This window comes from Enterococcus innesii (assembly GCF_022846515.1).
In the GTDB taxonomy this organism is placed as follows: domain Bacteria; phylum Bacillota; class Bacilli; order Lactobacillales; family Enterococcaceae; genus Enterococcus_D; species Enterococcus_D innesii.
In genome coordinates this window covers 1,530,327-1,551,910 of the sequence record NZ_AP025635.1, presented here as the reverse complement: position 1 = coordinate 1,551,910, position 21,584 = coordinate 1,530,327, and the positions used below count along the sequence as shown (strand labels likewise).

Below are 21,584 nucleotides of genomic sequence, written 5' to 3'. Positions count from 1 at the left end.
TTGTGGCAATAGTAGTTAACAGACAGATAGCCGGCAACTTAAATAACCCATCTGCTGAGTTACTTAATTTTTGTATCCAACAGCACATGATGGAATTGGCGAGACTAGAAAGGCTATCAGATTATTACGATGGTAAGCATGACATTCTTAATCGCAAGAAAGAAAATGAAGCAGCGCCAAATAATAAGGTGTTGATCAACCATGCGAAATATGTAGTGGACATGAATGTTGGATTTATGGTGGGTAATCCGATTTCTTATGTATCTGAATCAGATAAGAACATATCGCCAATCTTAGATGCTTATGACAGGATTGACATTGTTTCTCATGATACAGAATTAGAGAAAGACCTATCAACATTCGGTGTGGGTTATGAGCTTGTGTATCTAAACAAGACAAAGGAAAACGATGGAACACAATTAGAAATCAAATGTATTGATCCTAGAGGTATCTTCTTAGTTACGGATGATACAGTAGACAAGAACCCTTTGTTTGCGGTTCATTATCAACCCGTACTAACGCTGCAAGGCGGCATAGATCACTATGTGGTTAAGTATTACAACGACAATCGAGTGATTACGTATCACGCAAGCTCTAGGGGATTTGGCGAATACTTACTAGTGGATGCCAAGCCACATTACTTCAAAGCAGTGCCGGTCATTGAGTATCGGAACAATGAAGAAAAGCAAGGTGACTTCGAACAAGCTATTTCTTTGATTGATGCATACAATCTACTCCAATCCGATCGACTAAACGACAAAGAGGCCTTTGTAGATGCAATTCTGTTTATTAGAGGATTTACTTTAGAAGATGGTGATGGCGAGAAGTTGGCGAAAGAAAAGATGCTGCAAACATCAGCAGCACCTAACGAAGTAGACGCAGGGTATCTTACCAAGGAATTAAACGAGGACGGCGTTAATCTTTTACGATCTGCAATCCTTGACGATATCCATAAGATTACCTATGTACCTGATATGAATGATGAGAAGTTTTCTGGAAATGTTTCTGGTGAAGCTATGAAGTACAAACTTTTTGGCTTGCTTCAGCTTATGTCGGTTAAATCACGTTATATGATCAAAGGTTTGAGAAAGCGCATGGAATTGTTTGAAACAATCTTGAAGGTCAAAGACAATTCAATTGATGCGCAAGGTACGAAGATCAAACTCAAGCCTAATTTACCTGTAAACACTAGCGATATCATCAATCAAATTGTCAGTGCTTACCAAGCTGGTATCTTACCGCTTAAAGTTCTTCTAGGATGGTTGCCAGATATTGACGATGTGGACGAGGTGTTGAAACAGTTGCACCTTGAAAAAGAAGAAGCTATTGTGATGAACCAGAAAGCATTAGGTGTGCAAGCTGAAGATAGTCATTCAGATTTGGATGATCAACCTGAAGATGATGTTCAGGAAGACTAGGAGCTGATTAAATGGCTCAAAAGAAACGCAAGCTATCCTACTGGGAACGACGTAACATCGACGCAGAGCAAAAGATAAACGATGGTGCAATCAAGGTTGAGGAAGCTGTAGCCAAGGCTTACAGGCAAGCACAAACATACTTAACCCAAAAGGTTAGGAAGTTATTCGCACGCTCTCAACAACGCTCTGGGCTATCTGAGGTTGAAGCTAAAAGGATGCTGAACCAAACAACGCCAGTTGAAGAGTTAGCAGAATTGAGAAAGCTATCTAAACAGATTAAAGATCCTGAATTACAAGTTGCAGCAAAAAACAGATTGCAAGCATTAGCATTCAAAGAGCGTATCACACGTGCAGAGGACTTGAAAGCCAAGTCTTTTTTAGTTTCGAAGCAAGTTGCAGATGTTCAGTTAAAAAAGCAGACAGAGTTCTATGTAGATGCTATTCACGAATCGTATCGTGAGGCAACGGCTGAATCAGTCATCCGAAAGGCACAAGAGAATGCCAAGAATGGCGTAGTCATTGAGGTATGGAATAAGAAGGATTATCAGTTTAAGGAACTATCGACCAGGTATACAAAGAACATCCTCGATAGCCACTGGCATGGATCGAATTATTCTAAACGGATATGGGGCGATACTGAAGCTTTAGCTAAACGCCTTGAGGAGCTTTTTACAGTTGAAAGTATGACTGGTATGTCTGAGTTTGAAATGGCAAAGGCAATAGCTAGTGAGTTTGATCGCTCTATTGGTGTTGCTAGGCGTTTGATACGCACAGAAGCTAATTACATGGCTAACCAAGCGAAACTCAAAGCTTGGCAAGATAACGGTGTAAAAGAGTACATGCTAGTAGCTGTGCTGGACTTGCGAACATCTGATATCTGTAAAGGAAAAGATCATAAAATATATTCAGTTTCTGAAGCTAAAGTAAATGGTGCTAGTGGTACGTATCCGCCTTTCCATCCATGGTGCAGAACAATAGCGGTTATGTACAGCAAACGAACGCTGAAGCTACCTAGAAAAGCATTAGACCCTATCAGCGGGAAAGTCATTCCAATCAGAGGTGACACTACCTATAACGAATGGATGAACAAGTTGAAAGAAAAGTATTCGGATGAAGAGATAGCATTGCAGAAGAAGAAAATAATGGGAGTGTGAATCACTTGGATTTCAGAGAGATGAAACGCAAGAAAGAGCGTGGTGTTAGCAACGAAGAGTTTATGGATAAATCGAAAGAATTCTTCAAAGACGCTGACAGCATTATAGTTGTAGGCATGGATAAAGATGGTTTTATCAATACCTTTTACACTCAACTAAGTTCAACTCAGGTCATCGGCGTGGTTGAGATTGCAAAACAACAATTGATTCAAGAAACGGAAGTCTAGTTAGAAGTTACTCAAAAAAAGAAAGGATTGTGTAAAATGGGAGATCAAGAATTTGTAACGGCAGCAAAAAATGCAATCGTCAAGGCGTTTAACGAACGAAAGGGATCGCTACATCCACCACTAAAAGAGGAAGAGTTGTACGTGGTTTGGCTAGTAAAAGCGTTACAAAACAACAAGGCGCTCTTATCAACTAGTCGATCTGGTGATGGGCTTTATTTTGAAGTAACTAACAACGGGGATAAGAATGAAATGTATTTGGATGTATACAAAAAACAAGAAAATATTCGTGTTCCTTATTAATCAGAAGTCTAGCAGTCGCAAGGTTTTTTATTATGTCCAAGCGTGAAGACATTAAAAGCATCGGAAGTGCAAGCATTTATCCACTCTAAAAGATATGGAAGGAGTACAAAACATGAAACACAAAAAACTGTTGCCACTTAACCTACAATTCTTTGCTGAAAAAGATGAATCAGATACTCCGGATGATTCTGAAACATCAAAACAGCTAAACGTAGAAGAGTTGAGCGACGAAGAGATTGCAGCAATCAAAGAGAAGTTTGGTTTCAAGGACGACAAAGAAGTTGACTCTATTGTCAAAAGTAAAAAGTCACGCTGGCAGAAAGAATTTGAAGAAGAAAAGAATGAAGCTGCCCGTTTGGCAAAGCTAAGCGAGGAAGAAAGACAAAAAGAATTGCTTAACAAAGATAAGTTGGAATTCGAAAAAGAAAAAGAAGCTTTTCGACAAGAACAATTATTTGTTGAAAAAGGTAATCAGTTACAGTCGATCGGAATCAGCAAAGAGTTAGCAGCACGCATTAAAGGTGACACCGCAGAAGAAATTTTGGAAGATGTCAAAACATTCAAGAAAGCATGGGATGAAGCGCTAAAAGTTGCTGTTGATCAAGCGCTATTGAATTCAGTTGATTCGCCACTAGGTTCTAATACAACTTTGCCTGACACTAATCCGTTTGCTGCAGAAACCTTAAACCTTACTGAGCAGGGAAGATTGCTGCGAGAAGATCCAGAAAAAGCAAAAGCCTTACAGGCATTAGCGAATAAATAGAAAGTGGGAGAAAAAATGGGGAAAAGTTTAATGAAAATGAACTTGCAGTATTTTGCTGCTAAAACAAAAATCGAAGATGTCATTGTACCAGAAGTCTTTAATCGTTACGTTATTGAACGTACTGCTGAATTATCAGCGTTGTACCAATCGGGAATCGTTGTGAAAGATCCAGAATTAGATGCTTTGGCAACTGCTGGTGGTAAGTTAATCAATATGCCGTTTTGGCAAGATTTAACTGGTGACGACGAAGTGTTGTCTGATTCCCAATCGCTAGAAACAGATAAAATCACTGCTGGTCAAGACGTTGCCGCTCTCTTGATGCGTGGTAAAGCTTGGAAAGTAAATGATTTATCTAAAGCATTGTCTGGTGACGATCCTATGCGTGCTATTGGTGACTTGGTTGCGGCTTATTGGGCCCGCCGTCAACAAGCTACGTTGCTAAGTGTCTTAAAAGGCGTGTTTGGCGCTACAACTACTAAAATGGGTGATAACAGCTTAGATATTTCTGCTGAAACAGGTAATGCTGCTGCGTTCACTGGTGAAACATTCTTGGATGCTTCATACAAATTGGGTGATGCAGAAGAAAAACTGACTGCAATTGCTGTTCACTCGTCTGTATATGCTAACTTGCGCAAACAAAACTTGATTGAGTTCTTGTTAGATTCAAACAACACAAAAATCCCAACTTACATGGGTAAACGCGTGATCGTTGATGATGGTATGCCTAATTCTGGCGGAGTGTTCACTTCTTATATCTTTGGCCAAGGTGCTATTGGTTTAGGTAACGGTGCTGCTCCAGTCCCTACTGAAACAGATCGTGATGCATTGGCTGGCGATGATATCTTGGTTAACCGACAACATTTCTTGTTGCATCCTCGTGGAGTTAAGTTCACAAGTAAGTCTGTTGCTGGTTCTTCTCCAACAAACACTGAGTTAGCTACTGGCGGTAACTGGGAACGTGTATACGAATCTAAAAATGTTCGTATCGTTCAATTCAAGCATAAACTATGGACACCGACTACTACGATCGCTGGTGGGACTGGCGAATAAGGAGTGAAATCATGGACGAGAAACGAGATGAAGTTATTTCAGTACTAGCTGAGCAATTGGAGATATCTCCTATCTCAGCAACAGTATTGATCGAGGACGCTGTCGCACTCGTCCTTGATTATACTGGTCGTGAAGCGATGATTGATAGTATGTGGGTATATGCAAGACAACTTGCAACAATCGCATACAACCAACAGGGCGCTGAAGGTGAAGCTTCAAGGTCTGAAGGCGGCGTGTCGCAGTCTTTCTTGACCGATATTCCAGTCTCTATTCAACGTGGCTTGAACAGATTCCGAAAGGGAAAGGTTGTGAGTTACTATGCGCCTACTGAAGAATGACCTACAAACAGTCTATCTAAAAAAGCGAAAAGTTACTCATGATGAAGAAGCAGAGGAAATAGTAACTTATCCATTCGAACCAATTGAGTTGCGTATGAATGTACAAGCTGCAAGCGGTTCGGTAAACGCCCAAATCTACGGTAGCAAGCTTGAAACAATGAAAGCATGCAAATACCAAGGCGACAAGATTAGCGAGTCACAGAATGAACTAGACGGCATTTGCGTCTACGTTGGTAAAGATGAGGAACCAGACTTCACGATCAAATCTATCCAGACATTTTCGACGCACAAGAACATTATGCTAGAAAGGAATGATAATCGTGGGAGTTGAAATCAAAGGCCTTGAAAGTTTACGGCGAAAAGTCAAAGCAATACCGCAAATCTTAGATGATGCGATGTGGGATGCGACTTTTGAAATCACTGAGTTGATCAAACAAGCTGCCGAATTGCGATTGTCGCCTAGCATGAAATATTCTAGTGGTGAATTGTTGGGTAGTTTGAAAAACGAAGTCGTGATTAATGCACAAAACCAAATTGTTGGACGTGTCTGGTCCGACAAGCAAGAAGCGCTATTCCGAGAAGTTGGTACTGGTCCTGTCGGTGAAGCTAGTCAAAAAGACTTACCAGAAGGATTTACACCAGTTTACTCGCAAACAGCATGGTTTATCCCAGCAAAAGATGTTGCTGTGGATTTGGAAGCTATATACGGTATTCCTCGTGTGACTGTTCAAGGTACAGACTTCTACATTACCAAAGGACAGCCAGCACGACCGTTCTTGTATCCTTCATTAGTAGATTTGATCGGTGAAGCACCAGAAATCTACAAAGAGCATGTACAACGCAAGCTAAGGGAGTTGAAGTGATGGAACGAGTGAATATGAAGACAGTCACTGTTGAAGTATTACAAGCCGTCACTGACATCAAAAAGATTGCCACGGACTATCCTTCAACTTGGAATACATTCCCATTGGCTATTTATAGGACAGCCAATAAACCACATCAGATTGATTCGTTGGGTAATGAGTTACAAACAGATTGGACAATCACGGTTGAATTATACGGAGACAAAAGCCAGACCAGTATTGCTGAAAGTGTTTTAAGCACATTCGGTAGTATTGGTTTTTCTGGTACCGCTAAAGATGCTAACACGGCTGATCTAAAACGAATCATCGTTGAAGTAACAGCTGTAGTTGATAATGTTACGAAATATGTTTACAAAAAATAGGAGGAATTACACATGGATTTTGCAGGACTATTATCAAAAGGTACCGTCTTAACCTACAAAGATGGTGCAACAACTAAAACTGTAGCAGCAGTTAAATCTATCCCAGCATTGGGCAGTGACCCAGAAAAAGTTGATGTTACACACTTGGGATCAGAAAAGAAAGCTTATATCAAAGGTATCGAAGATGTAGATAACTTTGAATTTGCGATCGTTTATCAAGGGGACAACTTCCGAGATGTCCATGCATTGGTTGAAACTGGCAAATCTGTGGCTTGGACGATCACTTATCCAGACGGATTGAAAGCTGAATTCACTGGCGAGCCTTACTACAAATTTGATGGAGCTGAAGTTAACCAAGCGATTGGGTTTAACTTAGGTATCGTTGTAAGTGACGGTCCAGATATCACTCCGGCACCAGCGCCGGGGGAGTAACAACCCCTGAAGATACCACAGGGGACAATGCAGACGAATCAGAGACTGAGGGATAATCCTTAGTCTCTATTTTTATAAATTAGGAGGAAACATACATGTCAAAAAACAACGTAGTACAAATGCCAAACACAACACCATTCGAGTTAGGTAACTTGACTTTACAACTTCGGTTGGATGGTAAAGCAATCATTGCAATCGAAAAGAAATTAGATGAAGGAATCATGGGTCTGTTTGTTAAAAAACAAGGTGAAATCAAACTGCCGCCAGCAAATAGCTTGTTGATTATCTTGCAAGGCGCCAATAAAACGAGCGGAGTTACCGAAAAAGCAATTATTGAAGCCTTTGAGCAATACATCGAATCTGGCAAAACAACAATGGATTTATTTGGTGAAATCAACGATTTCTTAGATGAAGCTGGTTTTTTCGGAAAGAAAGAAACGGTGAACGAAGCGACAGATGGGGAATCTTTGGATCAAACGAACAGCGAGGACAGTCTTCTGTAAAAAACTTCGATAATCTATCCGAAATGCTTGAATTCATGTACCCACAAGCTGTCGAATCAGGAATCCCTGCCACTGAATATTGGGGAATGACGCTTGAAGAAATAATGATACAAGTTCAAGCCAACAAGAAAATCAAGGAGAATGAGTTAAAAGAAAAAGCATTATTCGACTATTCTCAGCAAAGGCTAGCCGTTTTTGCATTTAATGATCCGAAGAATTTTCCAAAATTTGAAGATGCTTATCCATTTCTCAAACAAATTGAACAAGCCGTTGAAGAAGCAAAAACGGAGGAAGAAACAAAGCAGGAAACTATGCAGCGTGAGCAAGAAATGTTCTTGGCCCAAGCGCAGGCTATCAAAGCAACAAGAGAAAGAAGAAAACTCATAGAAGAAAGGTAGGTGAGAAAGCATGGGATTAGAATTAGAAACACTTGAAGTCTTGTTAGATATCAATACTGCTCGAGTTGAGCAATCCCTAGAGAGTGTATTGCCAAAAATTGAGGGTGCAATGAGTAGAATCCAACAAATGTCCGGTAACTCAATGGATCGCACAGAGAAAAATATGGATATTGAAAAAGGTGCTAGCAATTTCACGAAACAACTAGGAAAAATGAATCAAGCACTAGAAAAGACATTAGCAAACTTCGAGCGATCGACAAAGCAATCGTCTGAAACTGCTGGAGATAACTTCGCAACCGGGGTGCGCAAAGCACGTCCGAAGGTTACAAAGGAAATCGATGCGATGGTGAATGAGATCAACGCTAAAATGGGACAAGCGAAAGCGGCACAAGAAAAGGTTGCTTATCTGAAATCGCAAAGGCAAACGGCATCCAGTCAAGGAGATACAGGGAAAGTCGTTAAATACGATGAACAAATCGCTCGAGCGCAAGCTCAGATGACAAAATTCCAAGATCAGGCAAAAGGTATGGGTAATACCATCAAGCGTGAATTAGACGCTGTTCCATCTTCCTTGGAAAATATAACAAAAGGCATGAGCCAAAACGAAGCTCAAATTGAAGCGATGCGAAAACGAATTCGGACGTTGAAGGCGGAGTACAACGACCAACGTGTGCCAACTGGCAGCTTTACATCTGGATTCAAAAATTATGAAGATACTCCTCAATCACTGAAAACGTCTGGAGAGATTCAAAAACAATCAATCAAGATGAATAAGCTTATAAGTGACAATGATCGTTTGCAAAAGGAATACGCACAAACAGAAGACAGAGCAGATGCGTTGAGAAAGGCTCTGCAACGAGTTAACTCTGCTTTGGGACAATCATCCATTCAAACGGGCAACGCTTCTAGCGGCGCTAGTATGACAGGCACAGGACTGAAGCAATCTGAGCGGGCTGTTTCTAAATATGGCGGTGTATTCAACCGTATGTCCAATGCTGTTTCACACGGATTCGGGAGCGTCGGAAATGGCTTAAGGAACTCTCTTGGATTTATTGGAAAGTTCGGAAGTCTATTTTCTAGTAATTCCAACAAAGTTACAGCTGGAACAAATCGAATGACAGGAAGCACGAATGCTTTTGGTCAGTCAATGAAATATCTGTTACCTTCATTGGTTGTTTATCAGCTGTTAGGTGGCGCAATTACCAAACTAGCTAGCGGTATGATGTCAGCGTTGAAAACGAACGATCAATTCAGCGCTTCGTTGAATCAGATTAAAGTCAATCTTATGACGGCATTCTATCCAATATACACGGCAATCTTACCAGCGTTGAATGCGTTAATGAGTACAGTAACCCAACTCACGGGGCAGCTTGCTTCATTTATTGCAATGTTATTCGGGACAACCTATGATGCAGCAAAACAAGGCGCGAGTGGATTGTATGACAATATCCAAGCGCTAAACGATACTGGGTCTTCTGCAAATAAAGCCAATGAGAAAGTGAAAAAACTACAAAAATCTCTCATGGGATTTGACCAAATCAACAAGCTAACGATGGATACGGATGATGAAAAGAAAGAAGATTCCACAACTCCTGGCATTGATTTTGGTTCAGCGACAGGCACTTATTCAACGCCTAAATGGATGAAAGACATCCAAAACTTGTTGAAGGATTTCTTCAAGCCTTTCCAAGATGCATGGAAAAATCAAGGACAACGAGTGATCGATGCTTGGAAGTATGCATTAGGTGAGGTAATAGGTTTAGCTTCTGCTATCGGCAAGTCATTTATGGAAGTTTGGACAAACGGAACGGGTCAATTATTCATTGAGAATATCCTGATTTTATTAGCAGATGTACTTGGCATAATTGGTGATATTGCTGGTGCGTTCAGACGTGCATGGGAAGATGATGGGCGAGGAACAAGGCTGATTCAATCGTTCTTTGATATGTGGAATCGAATTCTTGAATTACTTCATGAAATTGCTGTTGCTTTTCGAAACGCATGGAACGATGGTCGTGGAGAAAGTATAGCTGCCAATATTCTTGAAATCTATACGAATATCTTCAATACGATCGGCAACATTGCTGAGCAACTTAAAAAGGCGTGGAAAGAAGGAAGAGTTGGAGAATCAATCTTCGGAACGATACTCGATGCTGTAGATGATTTGTTAGGTAATATCAACAGTATGACCAAAGCCACAGAAGAATGGGCAAAAAACCTTGATTTCACGCCATTACTTAAAGCGATAGATGGATTATTCAAATCGATTCGTCCTATCCTGAAAAATGTTGGCGATGGACTTGAGTGGTTGTATAAAAACGTTCTACTACCTTTGGCAAGCTTTTTCATTGAAGACTATGTGCCTAAGTATTTTGATATGTTCTCAGCAGCATTGAAGGTCTTGAACCAAGTGATTGAGATTTTCAAACCAATCTTTAAATGGTTCTGGGACGTCGTTATTGTTCCTCTTACTCAGGTGGCTAAATTCCTGATTATTGGACAAATTGAACTTTTGACAAAAGGGTTAGAATTTCTTGCTGGTGTGTTAGAAAAAGTTGCTAACGCAGTTAAGAATCCTAAAAAAGCGATTGGTGAACTTAAAGATGTTATCGATGATCGCTTTGGCAAAATAATGAAGACCGTTTCAGATACTTGGGGAAATGTCCAAAAATGGACCAGTGACACTTGGAATAATGCTAAGAAAACAGTTACTGAGAAAGCTTCTGATATCTGGAATAATGTTAGCGGACGATGGAGTGATATCAAGAAGAATACAAAGGAAACTTGGGATACTTTTTCCACAGATGTATCAAACAAAGCAAGAACAGCAAAAGATAATGCATCAAACCGATTACAAGAACTTCGGAAAAACGTTTCTGATCGATGGAATAATGTCAAAAATAATACCGTTGATAAATGGAATGAAATTCGTGATAAGGTTTCAACTTCAGCTAATTCAGCTAAAGAAAAAGCAAGTACTGCATTTAGTAATTTAAAAACGAGCATGAGTGGCTCGTTTGATACTATGAAGACAAATGCTTCTGAAGCTTTCGGAAAGATTACCGGTTGGGCTAATGAACTAGGAGAAAAAATAGGGAAAGGGCTTGGCAATGGCGCTAAGAAAGTTAAAGAAGGAGCAGGTAAAATTTTCAATGGCATGGTCGGCGTTATCGGAAAAGGTGTCAATGGTGTTATCAGCGGTATCAACTGGGTACTAAGTAAAGTCGGAGCAGGAGACAGCGCTCTGAAGAAATGGACCATTCCTACTTATGCTAAAGGTACCGGCTATCATCCGGGCGGACCCGCTTTAGTAAATGATGGGTTAGGATCTAATTATCAAGAAGCTTACCGGACACCTGATGGACGTACTGGTATCTTTCCAGCGCAAAGAAATCTGATGGTTAACCTTCCAAAAGGAACATCCGTCTTGAGTGGTCCAAAGACTGCCGCAATGTATGGTGTACCAGCATACGCAAATGGGGTAGGCGAATGGCTAAAAGAGAAATGGGATGGCGCAAAAGAGATTGCATCGGATATTTGGTCTTATGCATCAAATCCTAAGAAGCTTTTGAATGCAGCAATTTCTAAATTCGTTAATTTGAAAGGCGCTGTTGAACCAGCTCTATCAATGGCGAAAGGTTCCGTTGGAACGATCGCAGAAGGTTCTTATGAATGGTTTAAATCGAAGTTCGATGCAGGATATGAAGCACAAAATAGTTCGTTTGATGGATCAATGGGAAGTTGGGGTGTATACAAATACCTATATGATATCGCTAGAAAAACCGTTGATCGATATCCTGGTATGAGAATCACTTCTGGCTTTAGACCAGGTGATCCACATTCCCATGGGAAGCATCAAGCGATTGACGTTGCGTATCCAGCAAGTATGAACGGATCTTCGAAATACTTTGCCCCAGCGAACTGGGTGTTTGATAACTTTGCCTCAAAAGTAGCTTACGTTATCACCCAAGGTAAAGTTCGAGACCGCAAAGGAATGTCTGGTACTGGATCGAGTGGAAGTTGGGTGAGATGGCCGCAAAATGACCACTACGATCATTTGCATATCAACGGCTCACTCGGAGCAAGCGACATAGACAAGAATGCTTCGTTTGGCGCATCTGGAGGTGCAGCAGTTGCTGGTCAGTATGGTTCATCAGTAGAAAGATGGCGATCGACTGTCAATAGCGCATTGAACAAACTAGACATTTATTCACTAGCCAATGCAAATCGCACGCTTTACCAAATGAAGACTGAATCAAATGGTAACCCTAACGCCATCAATAATTGGGATATCAACGCTAAGAACGGAACCCCTTCAAAAGGTTTGATGCAGGTTATTGATCCAACGTTTAGAGCGTATGCCCGAAGCCCATACAACAAAAATATTTGGGACCCAATGTCGAATATTTTGGCATCTATGAGATACGCATTAAGTCGTTATGGATCACTTGCCTCAGCTTATCGAGGCGTTGGATATGAGAATGGCGGTTTGGTAACTCAAGACGGTTTATATCGTATGGGAGAAGGCAACAAGAAAGAGATGGTCATTCCACTTGAGAAACCTCAACGTGCTGCTGAATTAATCCAACAAGCTGTTGAGTATCTTGGACTTGATATGTTCAACTCAAGCATAATGTTGCCCGAAATGTTCCAAACACCAACATTCACACCATCGAATAGTACGTTTAGTAACAATAACCAAATGAATTATGAAGGTGGCGGCATGAAAGACTTCACTTCATCTATGGTAACAACATTGATGAATGCTATTTCTGCATTGGGTGCAACACCAACCCAAGCACCAAATGGAGATATTGTCATTAATATTGGCGGTAAAGAATTCGGTCGTATTGCAGTTAAAGAAATCAACAAATACCATCAGCAGCTTGGTTATACAGAATTAAACATTTAGGAGGATTGATCTGATGGCTGGATATTTAAAAATTAATGGAGTTACGATCAAGACTCCTAAAAAGTTTACTGCAGGTATACAAGCAGTTGATGGTGATTCTGGTCGTAATGCGAAAGGCGATATGACTCGTGATTATATCACTACAAAACGAAAAATGGACCTTGAATGGGGTGCGTTAACAGATGCGGAGATTTCACCAATTTTAAAAGCGGTGATGGCTCCTTTTTTTGAAGTCACTTATCCCGATCCCATGGAAGGCGGCATCGTTACAAAGACATTCTACGTCGGCGATCGATCAGCTCCAGCATATTCATGGCATGACAAATTGCCTAAGTGGGAAGGGCTAACGATGAGTTTTATTGAAAGGTAGGTGAGGTAATTTTGTTAGTCACAACAGATGACGTAATAGCTGCTTGGTTAAGTCCTTCAAGACAGCTATCTATTCGAGTGAAAATGAATAATGTTACGTATGGGAGTGAGGATATTACCTCACTCTCTTTTGATTCTGGCAGTATTTCTGGTGAAACGTACCAAATAGGATCTACTTACATGAATTCTATTCAGCTAGTTTTTCCTTCGATAATTGAAACGGTCAAAGAAGATTTAGAGGTAGTACCTGAACTTGCTGTTTTAGTAAATGGTAATTACGAATACACAAAGCTTGGCCACTTCTTTATTGATGAGTTTGAGCGAAACAGAAACAGCAATACTACAACGATTAAAGCAACTGATAAGATGCGTTTCATGGAAGGGCCGTATGAGTCCAAACTGAGTTATAAGAAACCATATAGAGAAGTGGCTTTGGAGGTAGCGAATCTCGCAGGGGTCGAAATAAATGAAGCATCATTTTCTGCTCTGGGAACAGCTGCAATTAACAAACCAGAAGGATATACATTCAGACAAGCAATTGGGTTAATCGCACAGTTCGAAGGCGGTTTTGCCAGCTTTAATAGAAATGGTGAGTTGGAGATCCGAAGATTAGCGCCTACAAACTTTGAGATTACACCAGAAAGTTATATGTTAAAAGGATTTACAAAAAATGAGGTTAGCTATCGAATTGGCGGAATAACAGTAAAAACGGGTGAAGAGGAGACGGATGTCATTCGTGTAGGGTCAACAAATGGCTCTCAAGTTCAATTGGAAAACAAAGTTATGACCCAACAACTGCTGAACCAAATATGGGAATTAGTTAAAAATTTGAATTACTTTCCTTACGAGTTGAAATGGCGGGGGTGCCCACCACTTGAAGCTGGTGATTGGATTTACATTACGGCAAATGATGGTACGGAATATTCAGTTCCCAATCTATCTTATAGTATTACATTTAATGGCGGGATGTCGGCTGAATCAAAAGCCACAACAAGTTCAAGCTCGCAAGCAACCTACAAGTACCGGGGATCTCTTAATCAGCGAATTGATTATCTTGATTCTATTTTAAGCTCGAATAATTGGAACTCAAACTACTATGATACAACTGAACCTCGTAATCCCAAAGAAGGAGATATTTGGTTTAAGCCTAATGGACAAGATACTGAGATATGGATTTATAGAAATGTAGATGGTGTCTTAAAATGGGTAATGGAAATTACATCAGCCGGTGACCCTGAGTTACTTGCAGCCATTGAAGATGCTAAAAAAGCAGGACAAGATGCAGAAGAGGCAGCCAAAGAAGCAAAAGAAGAAGCAGTTGCAGCGAAGCAAGCAGGAGAAAATGCTGCAAATTTAGCCACACAAGCTGGTTTAGATGCTCAAGCAGCCAAAGATAAAGCAGATGCGATAAAAATCGATGTGAATGGGCTTGTTTCTGATGTTACTACGATCAATGGGACAGTTAATTCTATTAAGAGTGAAGCTAACGAAGCCTATAATAAGGCGAATGCTGTCGAAAGTAGAACAGCAACGCTTGAAACCTCAGTCACTGGTTTAACTGGAAGGATCACGGATGTTGAAAGCACGGCTGGATCAACCACGAAGAAATTGAATGAATTAGTTGTCACAGTGGATGGACAGAAGCAAACATTGGCAACTGTGACTATGACAGCAGAAAGTGCTTTGAATAAGGCGAATGTATTAGAAACAACTGTTGATGGGTTTACTAGAACTATATCTAGTGTACAAACGGACTTGGCAACAAAAATTACTGATCAAAGCTACGCTACCTCTTCGAGTGCAGATGTAAATATAAGAAAATGGACTCTTATCGCAAAAACTAAACTTATTGTTCGTTATCAAGATATTCGGGTTGGTATTGATTTTATTGGATCAGGAGCAGGGAATTCCAAGACTACTCTTGGCCGTATATATTTGAACCATAAGCAACAGGCAGCTATGGGACAAAACAGTTTGTTCGAGATATCTATATCTGATACCTCTTTAGTTACAGCTAGTGATCTGGTAGCTATAGAAGTAACCACGAGCGAGTCTCTTAGTGAAGTTTGGTATTACATGAAGTGGTCTCAAACCTATACCGCATTCAGGATGACACCATTTAGCAAAGCGGGCGCAGGAACAATTGAATACATGGCTACACAACCTTTTATAACGGAATTGCCGCCATATAATGCCATACAATATGGAGTTGAAAGAGGTTCTCTAGCTAGTAATACTGAAACCATTACAAAAGTAAATCAGGTCTCAGAAACAGTTGACGGACACACACAGTTAATAGCTAGTACGAAAACAACAGCAGATTCTGCTCTTACTAAAGCAACGCAAGTCGAAACAACTGCGAATGGCTTGAAAACAACAATATCAAGTGTTGAGACAACAGCTAATAATGCTTTGACGAAAGCAACTCAGGTTGAGCAAACGGCTGATGGCTTAGTATCAACTGTTAACCGAATTGACGGTGGCGGAACTAATCTGATATCAAATGGAGGATTCGAGAATGATTATGTTGGATGGACACAACCTTCAGGGTTCACAATTACAACAAGTGAATCTCATTCTGGTTCCAAGTCTTTAGCTGTGAGTAATGTTGGTTCTACTGGAAGAGCTATTGGTAGAAGGATTAACATTCCTGTAGTTCCTGGACGAAAGTATGAAGTTAGTTATTGGTATAAGACAACGGCAGATGCAAATGGTGTTTCTGGTAACCAGAAGCTTAGGATTGGTCAAACTAATGGAACTTTAATTAACGCTCTAGGTTGGGATGGGGCATCAACAGAATGGAATCAGAAATCACAAATATACACTGCAGGAACTAATATATTTGAGTGGAGTATTACGCTAACTGCTTCTCATACATTAGGAACTGTTTGGTGGGATGACATATCTATTGTTGATGTGACTGATCGAGAAGTAACCGCGTCTCAAATAACCCAGTTGTCGGATACTATCAATTTAAAAGTTTCAAAGAATGATGTAGTGAATCAAATCAATATCTCGACAGACGGCGTTTTGATTGCAGGGAATAAAGTGCAGATTACTGGCCAGACATACATTGAGAACGCAGTTATAAAAACAGCGCACATTGCCGATCTTGCTGTTTCCGACGGTAAAATAGCAAATCTTTCGGTGACTGAAGGTAAGATAGGCGATGCAGCAATCACCAATGCAAAAATTGGAAATCTGGCAGTTAGTACGGCTAAAATAGCAGACGGAGCAATTGTGAATGCGAAAATTGGTGACGCAGCGATCACTAATGCCAAAATTGCAGATGCTACGATATCTAGTGCAAAAATAATCAATTTGGATGCAAGTAAAATAGTTGCAAACTCTTTGGCGGCGATAACTACGGAAACAGGAACGCTAAATGTAACTGGTTGGCTCACAATGGCCACAGAAAACAGAGGGATGATGGGGACATACGATTTCGGCGATGGCTACGCAGCGGCGTTTAATTATCGTTGGTTTGTAGGCGACTGGCGCTTGTCACATCGTCACTTAGTTTTTACTGGCAAAATATATAACGTGACTAGCTCCAACACACGAGGTTCTTATTTATATGATGGTGAGTCTTTTTATGGGAACGACTATTTAAAGATGCGTCAATATAACTCGAGCGGGAAGTTATTGAACCGTATTGATGTAAACTCAGACGCAATTACTATGAGTAATGAAGACTGGGGCGGCGCATCTCAATCTATAATACGTTCTGATGGAACCTCATACTTTAACGGTAGAGGTTCTTTTGCTGGATTAGATGTATCAGCACCAAACAATGTCGGGCTAAGAACTCATCGTATTGACTCTCCAACAGGAATTGATTCATTTAAAATCAACGACAACCGAGCTATAACAGACGTCAACTTTGGTATTTCAAATATTTATTTCAACGAAACTAAAACTTCCGCAGCTGATTTAAGAATTGGATTGGATGGAGTTGGTAAGACCATAGCCTCTCTAGCTGTTTACAATAGAACTTATAGCTCTGCTGCCAACTTAACAATTACATCTTCAGGTACATTAGGTCGCTCAACTTCGGCAAGCAAGTACAAATTAAATATTAGTGAAATCGTGGATGCGGAAGACTTAGGACTCAAACTATTAACTGTCATACCCAAGTATTGGTTTGATAAATCAAATTCAGAGTTAGCTGCTAGAGATATGACTGAAGGGGGATTGTGTGATATTGACCCTATCACATTAAATCCACACTATGGACTCATTGCAGAAGACCTACGTGGAGCTGGACTCGATGCATTTATTTCTACCAATTATGAAACTGGAGAAATTGAAGGGATTGAGTACGACCGACTATGGGTAACATTAATTCCCATCTTAAGGAAACTGGTTGAAAGTAATGTTCTTAAAGATGTACGTTTAAATAAAATTGAAAGATTAATGGAGGGGATTTTGAATGGATAAAATTGTCATAACAGGACAGTCTCTACAGCAAGACAATTTGTACAAAGTATCTTATAAGGTTACTTTTGCGAACAACTCTTATGCTACAGGGCATATTTTTCTTGAGCAAAGCGAACTAGAAGAAATGGGCATGAAGGATATTCGAAAAGCTGTCGGAAAGGACTTGATTACTAACTTGGGAGGGATTATTGAATGAATGTTGATGCAAATGAAGTCGTTAAAGAGATTGCTGGTCAGTTATCACAAGCCAATCTGGATAATGCAACTTTAAGAGTGGCTTTTAATCAAGTTGCGACAGAATTACAAGCATACAAGGATAAGTTTGGACAGTTAGAAGAAAGCAACAAGGATACTGAATAGTCAGTGTCCTTTTTAAATACAAAATATTGGAGGAAGATATCATGGTATTAGATGTAAAAAAAGCAATCAGTATCACAGGAGATTCAAAAATAAACGGACAACGGGTGATTTATTTTTCAGCAACGGTCACAACTGACTCAGCAGGCAATACAAATATCAATCAGCAAATTGAAAACCAAACCTTATATCGTCAAAATCGTGAGGAATGTCGAAAAGATATTGAAGATTTTCAAGATAAAGTTTGGGCAGTTGAAGACGATCTAGTGGCAGAAGTTGAGGGGCAGGCGTAAGCTTGTTCCTTTTTCTTTTAGAAAGCAGGTGACATATGTGGAAAGTGTTGGTATTGAAGTGGGATAGTCTGATTTTATCACTGGTTTCAATAATCTATGGTGTTCAACTTCTATTGTATCCAGATATTCTTCAGAGCTATAAAGTTTATCGGCTGATAGATGGGATGTTTGATCAGAAATTAATCAGTTTAACATTCGTTATTCTCGGACTAATGAAGTTGCTTGGTGTGGTATTGAACAAAAAGGTTCTCAAACGATTTTCGCTGACAACCTTATCATTTTTATGGATGGTTTTTGCTATTTCATTCTTAATTAGTCCTCCAGCAAATACTGTGTGGATATTCTCTTTAGCGATGGCGCTTTTAGCGTTTGGAATCGCTCTGAAAGAGGGTTAGATATGACAGAGCAAATGTGGATAGTTATATTGCCTTCGTTAGTAACTGGATTAATTACTTATGCGGCTACTAAGACTACGAATAAAACGAACTTAGCTGAAACGAATATCAAAAATGCAACTCAGCTTTATCAGAAGTACGAAGAACTGAATAAAGGATTGGAAGCGAAAGTTGATCGTTTAGAACACCAAATTGAAATCATGAAAACCAAGTACGAAAAAGAAATAGCATTTTATCAATCTGAAGTTGAAAGACTAGAGGACGAAAACGAAGAATTGACAACGAAACTAATAAATACAGAGAACGAATTACGAAATTTGAAAGGTGGAATTTAAATGGATTTATCAGTAGTAACAGAAAACTTTGTGCCGGTGATTGTGATTGCATGTTTGGCTGTTGGCTATATTATCAAGAACACGCCAGTTTTAACCAACAAGGTAAATGATTATATCCCATTAATCGTCGGAGTGCTGGGCGCGGTACTAGGTCTTGTAATGAACGGTTTAACGGTTGAATCTATTGTTTATGGTGCAGTTAGTGGGCTAGCGTCTACAGGTTTGCATCAAACATTTACCAGAATTATTAATCAAGGAGTGGCTGAATAGGCCGCTCTTTTTATATATAAAAAATTTGGAGGGATAACTATGAGAAACAAAGCAAAATTTATTGAAGACTTTGAAGAAGTAGCCAAGCCAGAAATCGTTGAGGCTGTGGATCCAGTGCAAGATGCGGCACACACGATGAACCAACTAGGTGAGACTGAATATCATCTTACTGGTAATTTTACAAAAGATGGCCAAGATAAGACATTTAAATTCGAAGTCCAAAAACGTGAAAAAACGGACGATTCTTCTGAAGAAATTGATGATTACTTTTACATCGGAAAGGGGGAGTAAACATGGTCAAATATAATAATTCAACCTCTCATAGAGGTCATAACGCGATCGTACCCGGGGCAAGTGGTTGCGGATTAAAAGAGCATGAAGTTGCGCAAAAGATCCATGATAAGTTTCGTGCAGCTACAAAGGCTGTAGATGCAACAGACAATGTGGGACGAACTGCCAACGATAACCTGTACAACATCGTCCGAAAAATGAATGCTGTGGGTGTATCATTCCATGTTAGCCACCATTTGAACGCTTTTAACGGTACTGCGAATGGCTTTGAAGTCTGGTATTACGCTGGTAATACTCAAGCGAAAAAACTAGCAGAAGAAATTTGTGCGGCTGTATGTAAAGTGACGGGGTGGGTAAACCGTGGAGCAAAGGCTACTACATCCTTATATGTAATTCGAGCTTCAACTGGCTCTGCAATTTTAATCGAATGGGGATTTGTAGATAGCCAAAAAGATATGGATATCATGGCCAATAAAATGGATGAAGCGGTCAATGCGGCGTTGGAAGTTATGGGCTATAAATCAACATCAACTGGAGGGAACAACACAGTGGCAAAAGCGAAATACGCAACAGACAAAGGTTGGTATGAGGTAATTAAAGCGGGGAGCCGTGGATACGAGCCAGTATTTGATGATAAGGAACGTAAGAGTGAGAAAGTTACTCGATTCCCATTAGGCACCCGAGTTTATTTCCATGAGTTCATTAAAGTAAACGGCACACCAGTAGCACGTACGTCCATGGGTTATATGACTGCCAATCTTGATTACGTGAAGAAAGTGAAGTAAACAAATAGCCCGCTTCGGCGGGCTTATACATAAGTTATATTCGTTTTACTTGCAGTAACTAAGTTTATCCTATAGATTAGTAGGTGCGTGCAATACTCTACGAGGAGTATTAGGCGGTAATGCTTGGGGAAGTGTGCCTAGTACTCTTCGATTTTTTTATTTTAGCATTGTTTCAATGTAATAGATATTATTGATTAGAAAATCGTCATAAATTTGTTGAATTTAATTAATAATGGATGTAATGTAGAATCATACCAACCAATCCAATTTTTCATATGTTTACTTTTCTTTTGGTCCACTCTAGGCAGAATAGGGTGGACTTTTTGTTGAAATAAAAACTATGTTCTTGTAGAATGAAATCATAGCCTTGACCGGGGCTATTTCATTTTATATCTTTTTTCAGGCCCACTCTCCTTGAGGGTGGGTTATTTTTGAGCAGACGGCTCATAATCTTTCTGCCGCAGTTTCGAGTTCTAAAAGCACATAAAATAACCCCTTACTCTTTAGAGTAGGGGGTTATTTGAAATTCTATTATAAAGGGTTTTAATTGTTTTCGCTACGTTAGGATATTCTAAATTATTTAATTCCTTTAAGGAAAAATAATTTAAAAATCCAAAAACTTTAACGCCTATAACTTTAGAAGAATCTAAGTCTATTATTAAATAAATGTGATCACTAGCTTGAATATAATCTGTGTTACCAGAAGATTTAATATAAAACGTAAGGTAGTCGTAAGAAGTGTCATAGTTCACGATAAGAGTGGCGTCCGCAATAAAATCTTTATACATAATTTCGTACATAATGCAGCCTCCTATCTGAAAAGTCTTCTTTATTTTTAGTTTGAACGATGCAGGTAACCATCTCTTGGTATGTCCAAGTCGATGGGTTTTTAAAATCTACTTTAAAATCTGTCGTTACTTCTGTAACTATTTTAACATCTTTTAGGGTCAATTTGCCATTATTATTAATTAAAACATTCCCTAAATAATTCAAGCGTACATTTTCAGGGGAAAAGTCTTTATCGTCAGCAATTATTGTCGGTTCCGATAAAACACCAACTATTTGAGAAAAATTTGATTCAATTTCATAAAAAAATCTATCTGGATGATCTTTAATTACGTGTTGTGTCCATGTACTCTCTTTCAAAACTACTCTGTGCCCTAGTGGAGATTTAGTTTCAAATTTGAGCTGATTATTCATCGATGATTTTGTGAAATTGATTTTCACATCTTCAATTTTCGAGGGTGAGGAAATTATTATTTCAGGAGTGACGATTGAGATGTTTTCACCGATATCTTTAGCATCTTCTTCTTTCATACAATCAGTCAT

26 protein-coding genes are annotated in these 21,584 nt (G+C 39.6%); 24 read left to right on the top strand and 2 right to left on the bottom strand.

Going from position 1 to position 21,584, the window contains the following annotated elements; all coding sequences use genetic code 11:
• The first annotated feature begins 2 nt into the window (after window positions 1-2).
• The 24 genes from ENLAB_RS07155 (at window position 3) to ENLAB_RS07040 (ending at window position 20,255) form a co-directional block, all read left to right on the top strand.
• Window positions 3-1,418 carry a phage portal protein gene (locus ENLAB_RS07155; RefSeq protein ID WP_244353256.1) on the top strand — a complete coding sequence of 472 codons (1,416 nt, stop codon included), beginning with the start codon at window positions 3-5 and terminating at the stop codon, window positions 1,416-1,418.
• An 11-nt stretch (window positions 1,419-1,429) separates the two neighbouring features.
• On the top strand, window positions 1,430-2,572 hold the full coding sequence (locus tag ENLAB_RS07150) for a minor capsid protein (RefSeq protein WP_244353248.1): 1,143 nt from the start codon (window positions 1,430-1,432) through the stop codon (window positions 2,570-2,572).
• Window positions 2,573-2,592: 20 nt separating this feature from the next.
• The gene (locus tag ENLAB_RS07145; protein ID WP_244353243.1) at window positions 2,593-2,799 is read left to right on the top strand and encodes a hypothetical protein; all 207 of its coding nucleotides are present in this window, start codon (window positions 2,593-2,595) and stop codon (window positions 2,797-2,799) included.
• A 36-nt stretch (window positions 2,800-2,835) separates the two neighbouring features.
• Window positions 2,836-3,099, top strand: a complete 264-nt coding sequence (locus tag ENLAB_RS07140) for a DUF6275 family protein (RefSeq protein ID WP_195493233.1) — start codon at window positions 2,836-2,838, stop codon at window positions 3,097-3,099.
• A 112-nt stretch (window positions 3,100-3,211) separates the two neighbouring features.
• Window positions 3,212-3,862 carry a DUF4355 domain-containing protein gene (locus tag ENLAB_RS07135; RefSeq protein WP_244353242.1) on the top strand — a complete coding sequence of 217 codons (651 nt, stop codon included), beginning with the start codon at window positions 3,212-3,214 and terminating at the stop codon, window positions 3,860-3,862.
• A 15-nt stretch (window positions 3,863-3,877) separates the two neighbouring features.
• Window positions 3,878-4,912, top strand: coding sequence for a major capsid protein (locus ENLAB_RS07130; protein ID WP_244353239.1), 1,035 nt, complete (start codon window positions 3,878-3,880; stop codon window positions 4,910-4,912).
• A gap of 11 nt (window positions 4,913-4,923) precedes the next feature.
• The gene (locus ENLAB_RS07125; protein ID WP_244353237.1) at window positions 4,924-5,250 is read left to right on the top strand and encodes a phage head-tail connector protein; all 327 of its coding nucleotides are present in this window, start codon (window positions 4,924-4,926) and stop codon (window positions 5,248-5,250) included.
• Window positions 5,231-5,581, top strand: coding sequence for a hypothetical protein (locus ENLAB_RS07120; RefSeq protein ID WP_142963179.1), 351 nt, complete (start codon window positions 5,231-5,233; stop codon window positions 5,579-5,581). Before ENLAB_RS07125 ends, ENLAB_RS07120 begins: the two co-directional genes overlap by 20 nt.
• Entirely contained in the window at window positions 5,571-6,113 is a 543-nt protein-coding gene (locus ENLAB_RS07115; RefSeq protein WP_244353235.1) for an HK97 gp10 family phage protein, read from the top strand. Before ENLAB_RS07120 ends, ENLAB_RS07115 begins: the two co-directional genes overlap by 11 nt.
• Window positions 6,113-6,475, top strand: coding sequence for a hypothetical protein (locus tag ENLAB_RS07110; RefSeq protein WP_010749493.1), 363 nt, complete (start codon window positions 6,113-6,115; stop codon window positions 6,473-6,475). The genes ENLAB_RS07115 and ENLAB_RS07110 overlap by 1 nt, the downstream gene beginning before the upstream one ends.
• A gap of 12 nt (window positions 6,476-6,487) precedes the next feature.
• Window positions 6,488-6,907 (top strand): phage tail protein, encoded by a 420-nt coding sequence (locus ENLAB_RS07105; RefSeq protein WP_086294682.1) that lies wholly within the window; start codon window positions 6,488-6,490, stop codon window positions 6,905-6,907.
• Between the two features lie 95 nt (window positions 6,908-7,002).
• Window positions 7,003-7,410 (top strand): DUF6096 family protein, encoded by a 408-nt coding sequence (locus ENLAB_RS07100; protein ID WP_244353233.1) that lies wholly within the window; start codon window positions 7,003-7,005, stop codon window positions 7,408-7,410.
• 23 nt (window positions 7,411-7,433) lie between these two features.
• Window positions 7,434-7,808: a hypothetical protein gene (locus ENLAB_RS07095; RefSeq protein ID WP_244353231.1), complete on the top strand. Its 375-nt coding sequence runs from the start codon at window positions 7,434-7,436 to the stop codon at window positions 7,806-7,808.
• 10 nt (window positions 7,809-7,818) lie between these two features.
• Window positions 7,819-12,720: a transglycosylase SLT domain-containing protein gene (locus ENLAB_RS07090; protein WP_244353229.1), complete on the top strand. Its 4,902-nt coding sequence runs from the start codon at window positions 7,819-7,821 to the stop codon at window positions 12,718-12,720.
• A 13-nt stretch (window positions 12,721-12,733) separates the two neighbouring features.
• On the top strand, window positions 12,734-13,090 hold the full coding sequence (locus ENLAB_RS07085) for a DUF6711 family protein (RefSeq protein WP_244353227.1): 357 nt from the start codon (window positions 12,734-12,736) through the stop codon (window positions 13,088-13,090).
• A gap of 11 nt (window positions 13,091-13,101) precedes the next feature.
• Complete coding sequence (locus ENLAB_RS07080) at window positions 13,102-17,529, top strand: carbohydrate binding domain-containing protein (protein WP_244353225.1); 4,428 nt, start codon at window positions 13,102-13,104, stop codon at window positions 17,527-17,529.
• Window positions 17,522-17,725, top strand: a complete 204-nt coding sequence (locus ENLAB_RS07075) for a hypothetical protein (protein ID WP_142963170.1) — start codon at window positions 17,522-17,524, stop codon at window positions 17,723-17,725. The genes ENLAB_RS07080 and ENLAB_RS07075 overlap by 8 nt, the downstream gene beginning before the upstream one ends.
• Window positions 17,722-17,889: a hypothetical protein gene (locus tag ENLAB_RS07070; RefSeq protein ID WP_244353223.1), complete on the top strand. Its 168-nt coding sequence runs from the start codon at window positions 17,722-17,724 to the stop codon at window positions 17,887-17,889. The genes ENLAB_RS07075 and ENLAB_RS07070 overlap by 4 nt, the downstream gene beginning before the upstream one ends.
• 41 nt (window positions 17,890-17,930) lie before the next feature.
• The gene (locus tag ENLAB_RS07065) at window positions 17,931-18,179 is read left to right on the top strand and encodes a hypothetical protein (protein ID WP_123834727.1); all 249 of its coding nucleotides are present in this window, start codon (window positions 17,931-17,933) and stop codon (window positions 18,177-18,179) included.
• Between the two features lie 35 nt (window positions 18,180-18,214).
• Window positions 18,215-18,574, top strand: coding sequence for a hypothetical protein (locus ENLAB_RS07060; RefSeq protein ID WP_128489072.1), 360 nt, complete (start codon window positions 18,215-18,217; stop codon window positions 18,572-18,574).
• A gap of 2 nt (window positions 18,575-18,576) precedes the next feature.
• Window positions 18,577-18,909, top strand: coding sequence for a hypothetical protein (locus tag ENLAB_RS07055; RefSeq protein WP_244353221.1), 333 nt, complete (start codon window positions 18,577-18,579; stop codon window positions 18,907-18,909).
• Window positions 18,910-19,179, top strand: coding sequence for a phage holin family protein (locus tag ENLAB_RS07050; protein ID WP_244353218.1), 270 nt, complete (start codon window positions 18,910-18,912; stop codon window positions 19,177-19,179).
• Window positions 19,180-19,218: 39 nt separating this feature from the next.
• Complete coding sequence (locus ENLAB_RS07045) at window positions 19,219-19,470, top strand: DUF5960 family protein (RefSeq protein ID WP_244353216.1); 252 nt, start codon at window positions 19,219-19,221, stop codon at window positions 19,468-19,470.
• Between the two features lie 2 nt (window positions 19,471-19,472).
• Window positions 19,473-20,255: an N-acetylmuramoyl-L-alanine amidase gene (locus tag ENLAB_RS07040; RefSeq protein WP_244353214.1), complete on the top strand. Its 783-nt coding sequence runs from the start codon at window positions 19,473-19,475 to the stop codon at window positions 20,253-20,255.
• 503 nt (window positions 20,256-20,758) lie between these two features.
• Here the strand turns inward: ENLAB_RS07040 and ENLAB_RS07035 are convergent.
• Together ENLAB_RS07035 and ENLAB_RS07030 are read right to left on the bottom strand one after the other, a co-directional pair.
• Window positions 20,759-21,055 (bottom strand): hypothetical protein, encoded by a 297-nt coding sequence (locus tag ENLAB_RS07035; RefSeq protein WP_118215256.1) that lies wholly within the window; start codon window positions 21,053-21,055, stop codon window positions 20,759-20,761.
• Window positions 21,036-21,584: a hypothetical protein gene (locus ENLAB_RS07030; protein ID WP_118215255.1), complete on the bottom strand. Its 549-nt coding sequence runs from the start codon at window positions 21,582-21,584 to the stop codon at window positions 21,036-21,038. The genes ENLAB_RS07035 and ENLAB_RS07030 overlap by 20 nt, the downstream gene beginning before the upstream one ends.

What these genes read in the sequence shown, in the direction of transcription:
- ENLAB_RS07075 (WP_142963170.1), top strand. Translation starts at nt 17,522, where the DNA reads ATGGATAAAATTGTCATAACAGGACAGTCTCTACAGCAAGACAATTTG.
- ENLAB_RS07050 (WP_244353218.1), top strand. Translation starts at nt 18,910, where the DNA reads ATGGATTTATCAGTAGTAACAGAAAACTTTGTGCCGGTGATTGTGATT.
- ENLAB_RS07125 (WP_244353237.1), top strand. Translation starts at nt 4,924, where the DNA reads ATGGACGAGAAACGAGATGAAGTTATTTCAGTACTAGCTGAGCAATTG.
- ENLAB_RS07120 (WP_142963179.1), top strand. Translation starts at nt 5,231, where the DNA reads ATGCGCCTACTGAAGAATGACCTACAAACAGTCTATCTAAAAAAGCGA.
- ENLAB_RS07085 (WP_244353227.1), top strand. Translation starts at nt 12,734, where the DNA reads ATGGCTGGATATTTAAAAATTAATGGAGTTACGATCAAGACTCCTAAA.
- ENLAB_RS07130 (WP_244353239.1), top strand. Translation starts at nt 3,878, where the DNA reads ATGGGGAAAAGTTTAATGAAAATGAACTTGCAGTATTTTGCTGCTAAA.
- ENLAB_RS07065 (WP_123834727.1), top strand. Translation starts at nt 17,931, where the DNA reads ATGGTATTAGATGTAAAAAAAGCAATCAGTATCACAGGAGATTCAAAA.
- ENLAB_RS07105 (WP_086294682.1), top strand. Translation starts at nt 6,488, where the DNA reads ATGGATTTTGCAGGACTATTATCAAAAGGTACCGTCTTAACCTACAAA.
- ENLAB_RS07145 (WP_244353243.1), top strand. Translation starts at nt 2,593, where the DNA reads ATGAAACGCAAGAAAGAGCGTGGTGTTAGCAACGAAGAGTTTATGGAT.
- ENLAB_RS07030 (WP_118215255.1), bottom strand. Translation starts at nt 21,584, where the DNA reads ATGACTGATTGTATGAAAGAAGAAGATGCTAAAGATATCGGTGAAAAC.
- ENLAB_RS07045 (WP_244353216.1), top strand. Translation starts at nt 19,219, where the DNA reads ATGAGAAACAAAGCAAAATTTATTGAAGACTTTGAAGAAGTAGCCAAG.
- ENLAB_RS07110 (WP_010749493.1), top strand. Translation starts at nt 6,113, where the DNA reads ATGGAACGAGTGAATATGAAGACAGTCACTGTTGAAGTATTACAAGCC.
- ENLAB_RS07090 (WP_244353229.1), top strand. Translation starts at nt 7,819, where the DNA reads ATGGGATTAGAATTAGAAACACTTGAAGTCTTGTTAGATATCAATACT.
- ENLAB_RS07095 (WP_244353231.1), top strand. Translation starts at nt 7,434, where the DNA reads ATGCTTGAATTCATGTACCCACAAGCTGTCGAATCAGGAATCCCTGCC.
- ENLAB_RS07060 (WP_128489072.1), top strand. Translation starts at nt 18,215, where the DNA reads ATGTGGAAAGTGTTGGTATTGAAGTGGGATAGTCTGATTTTATCACTG.
- ENLAB_RS07140 (WP_195493233.1), top strand. Translation starts at nt 2,836, where the DNA reads ATGGGAGATCAAGAATTTGTAACGGCAGCAAAAAATGCAATCGTCAAG.
- ENLAB_RS07100 (WP_244353233.1), top strand. Translation starts at nt 7,003, where the DNA reads ATGTCAAAAAACAACGTAGTACAAATGCCAAACACAACACCATTCGAG.
- ENLAB_RS07040 (WP_244353214.1), top strand. Translation starts at nt 19,473, where the DNA reads ATGGTCAAATATAATAATTCAACCTCTCATAGAGGTCATAACGCGATC.
- ENLAB_RS07070 (WP_244353223.1), top strand. Translation starts at nt 17,722, where the DNA reads ATGAATGTTGATGCAAATGAAGTCGTTAAAGAGATTGCTGGTCAGTTA.
- ENLAB_RS07035 (WP_118215256.1), bottom strand. Translation starts at nt 21,055, where the DNA reads ATGTACGAAATTATGTATAAAGATTTTATTGCGGACGCCACTCTTATC.
- ENLAB_RS07150 (WP_244353248.1), top strand. Translation starts at nt 1,430, where the DNA reads ATGGCTCAAAAGAAACGCAAGCTATCCTACTGGGAACGACGTAACATC.
- ENLAB_RS07135 (WP_244353242.1), top strand. Translation starts at nt 3,212, where the DNA reads ATGAAACACAAAAAACTGTTGCCACTTAACCTACAATTCTTTGCTGAA.
- ENLAB_RS07055 (WP_244353221.1), top strand. Translation starts at nt 18,577, where the DNA reads ATGACAGAGCAAATGTGGATAGTTATATTGCCTTCGTTAGTAACTGGA.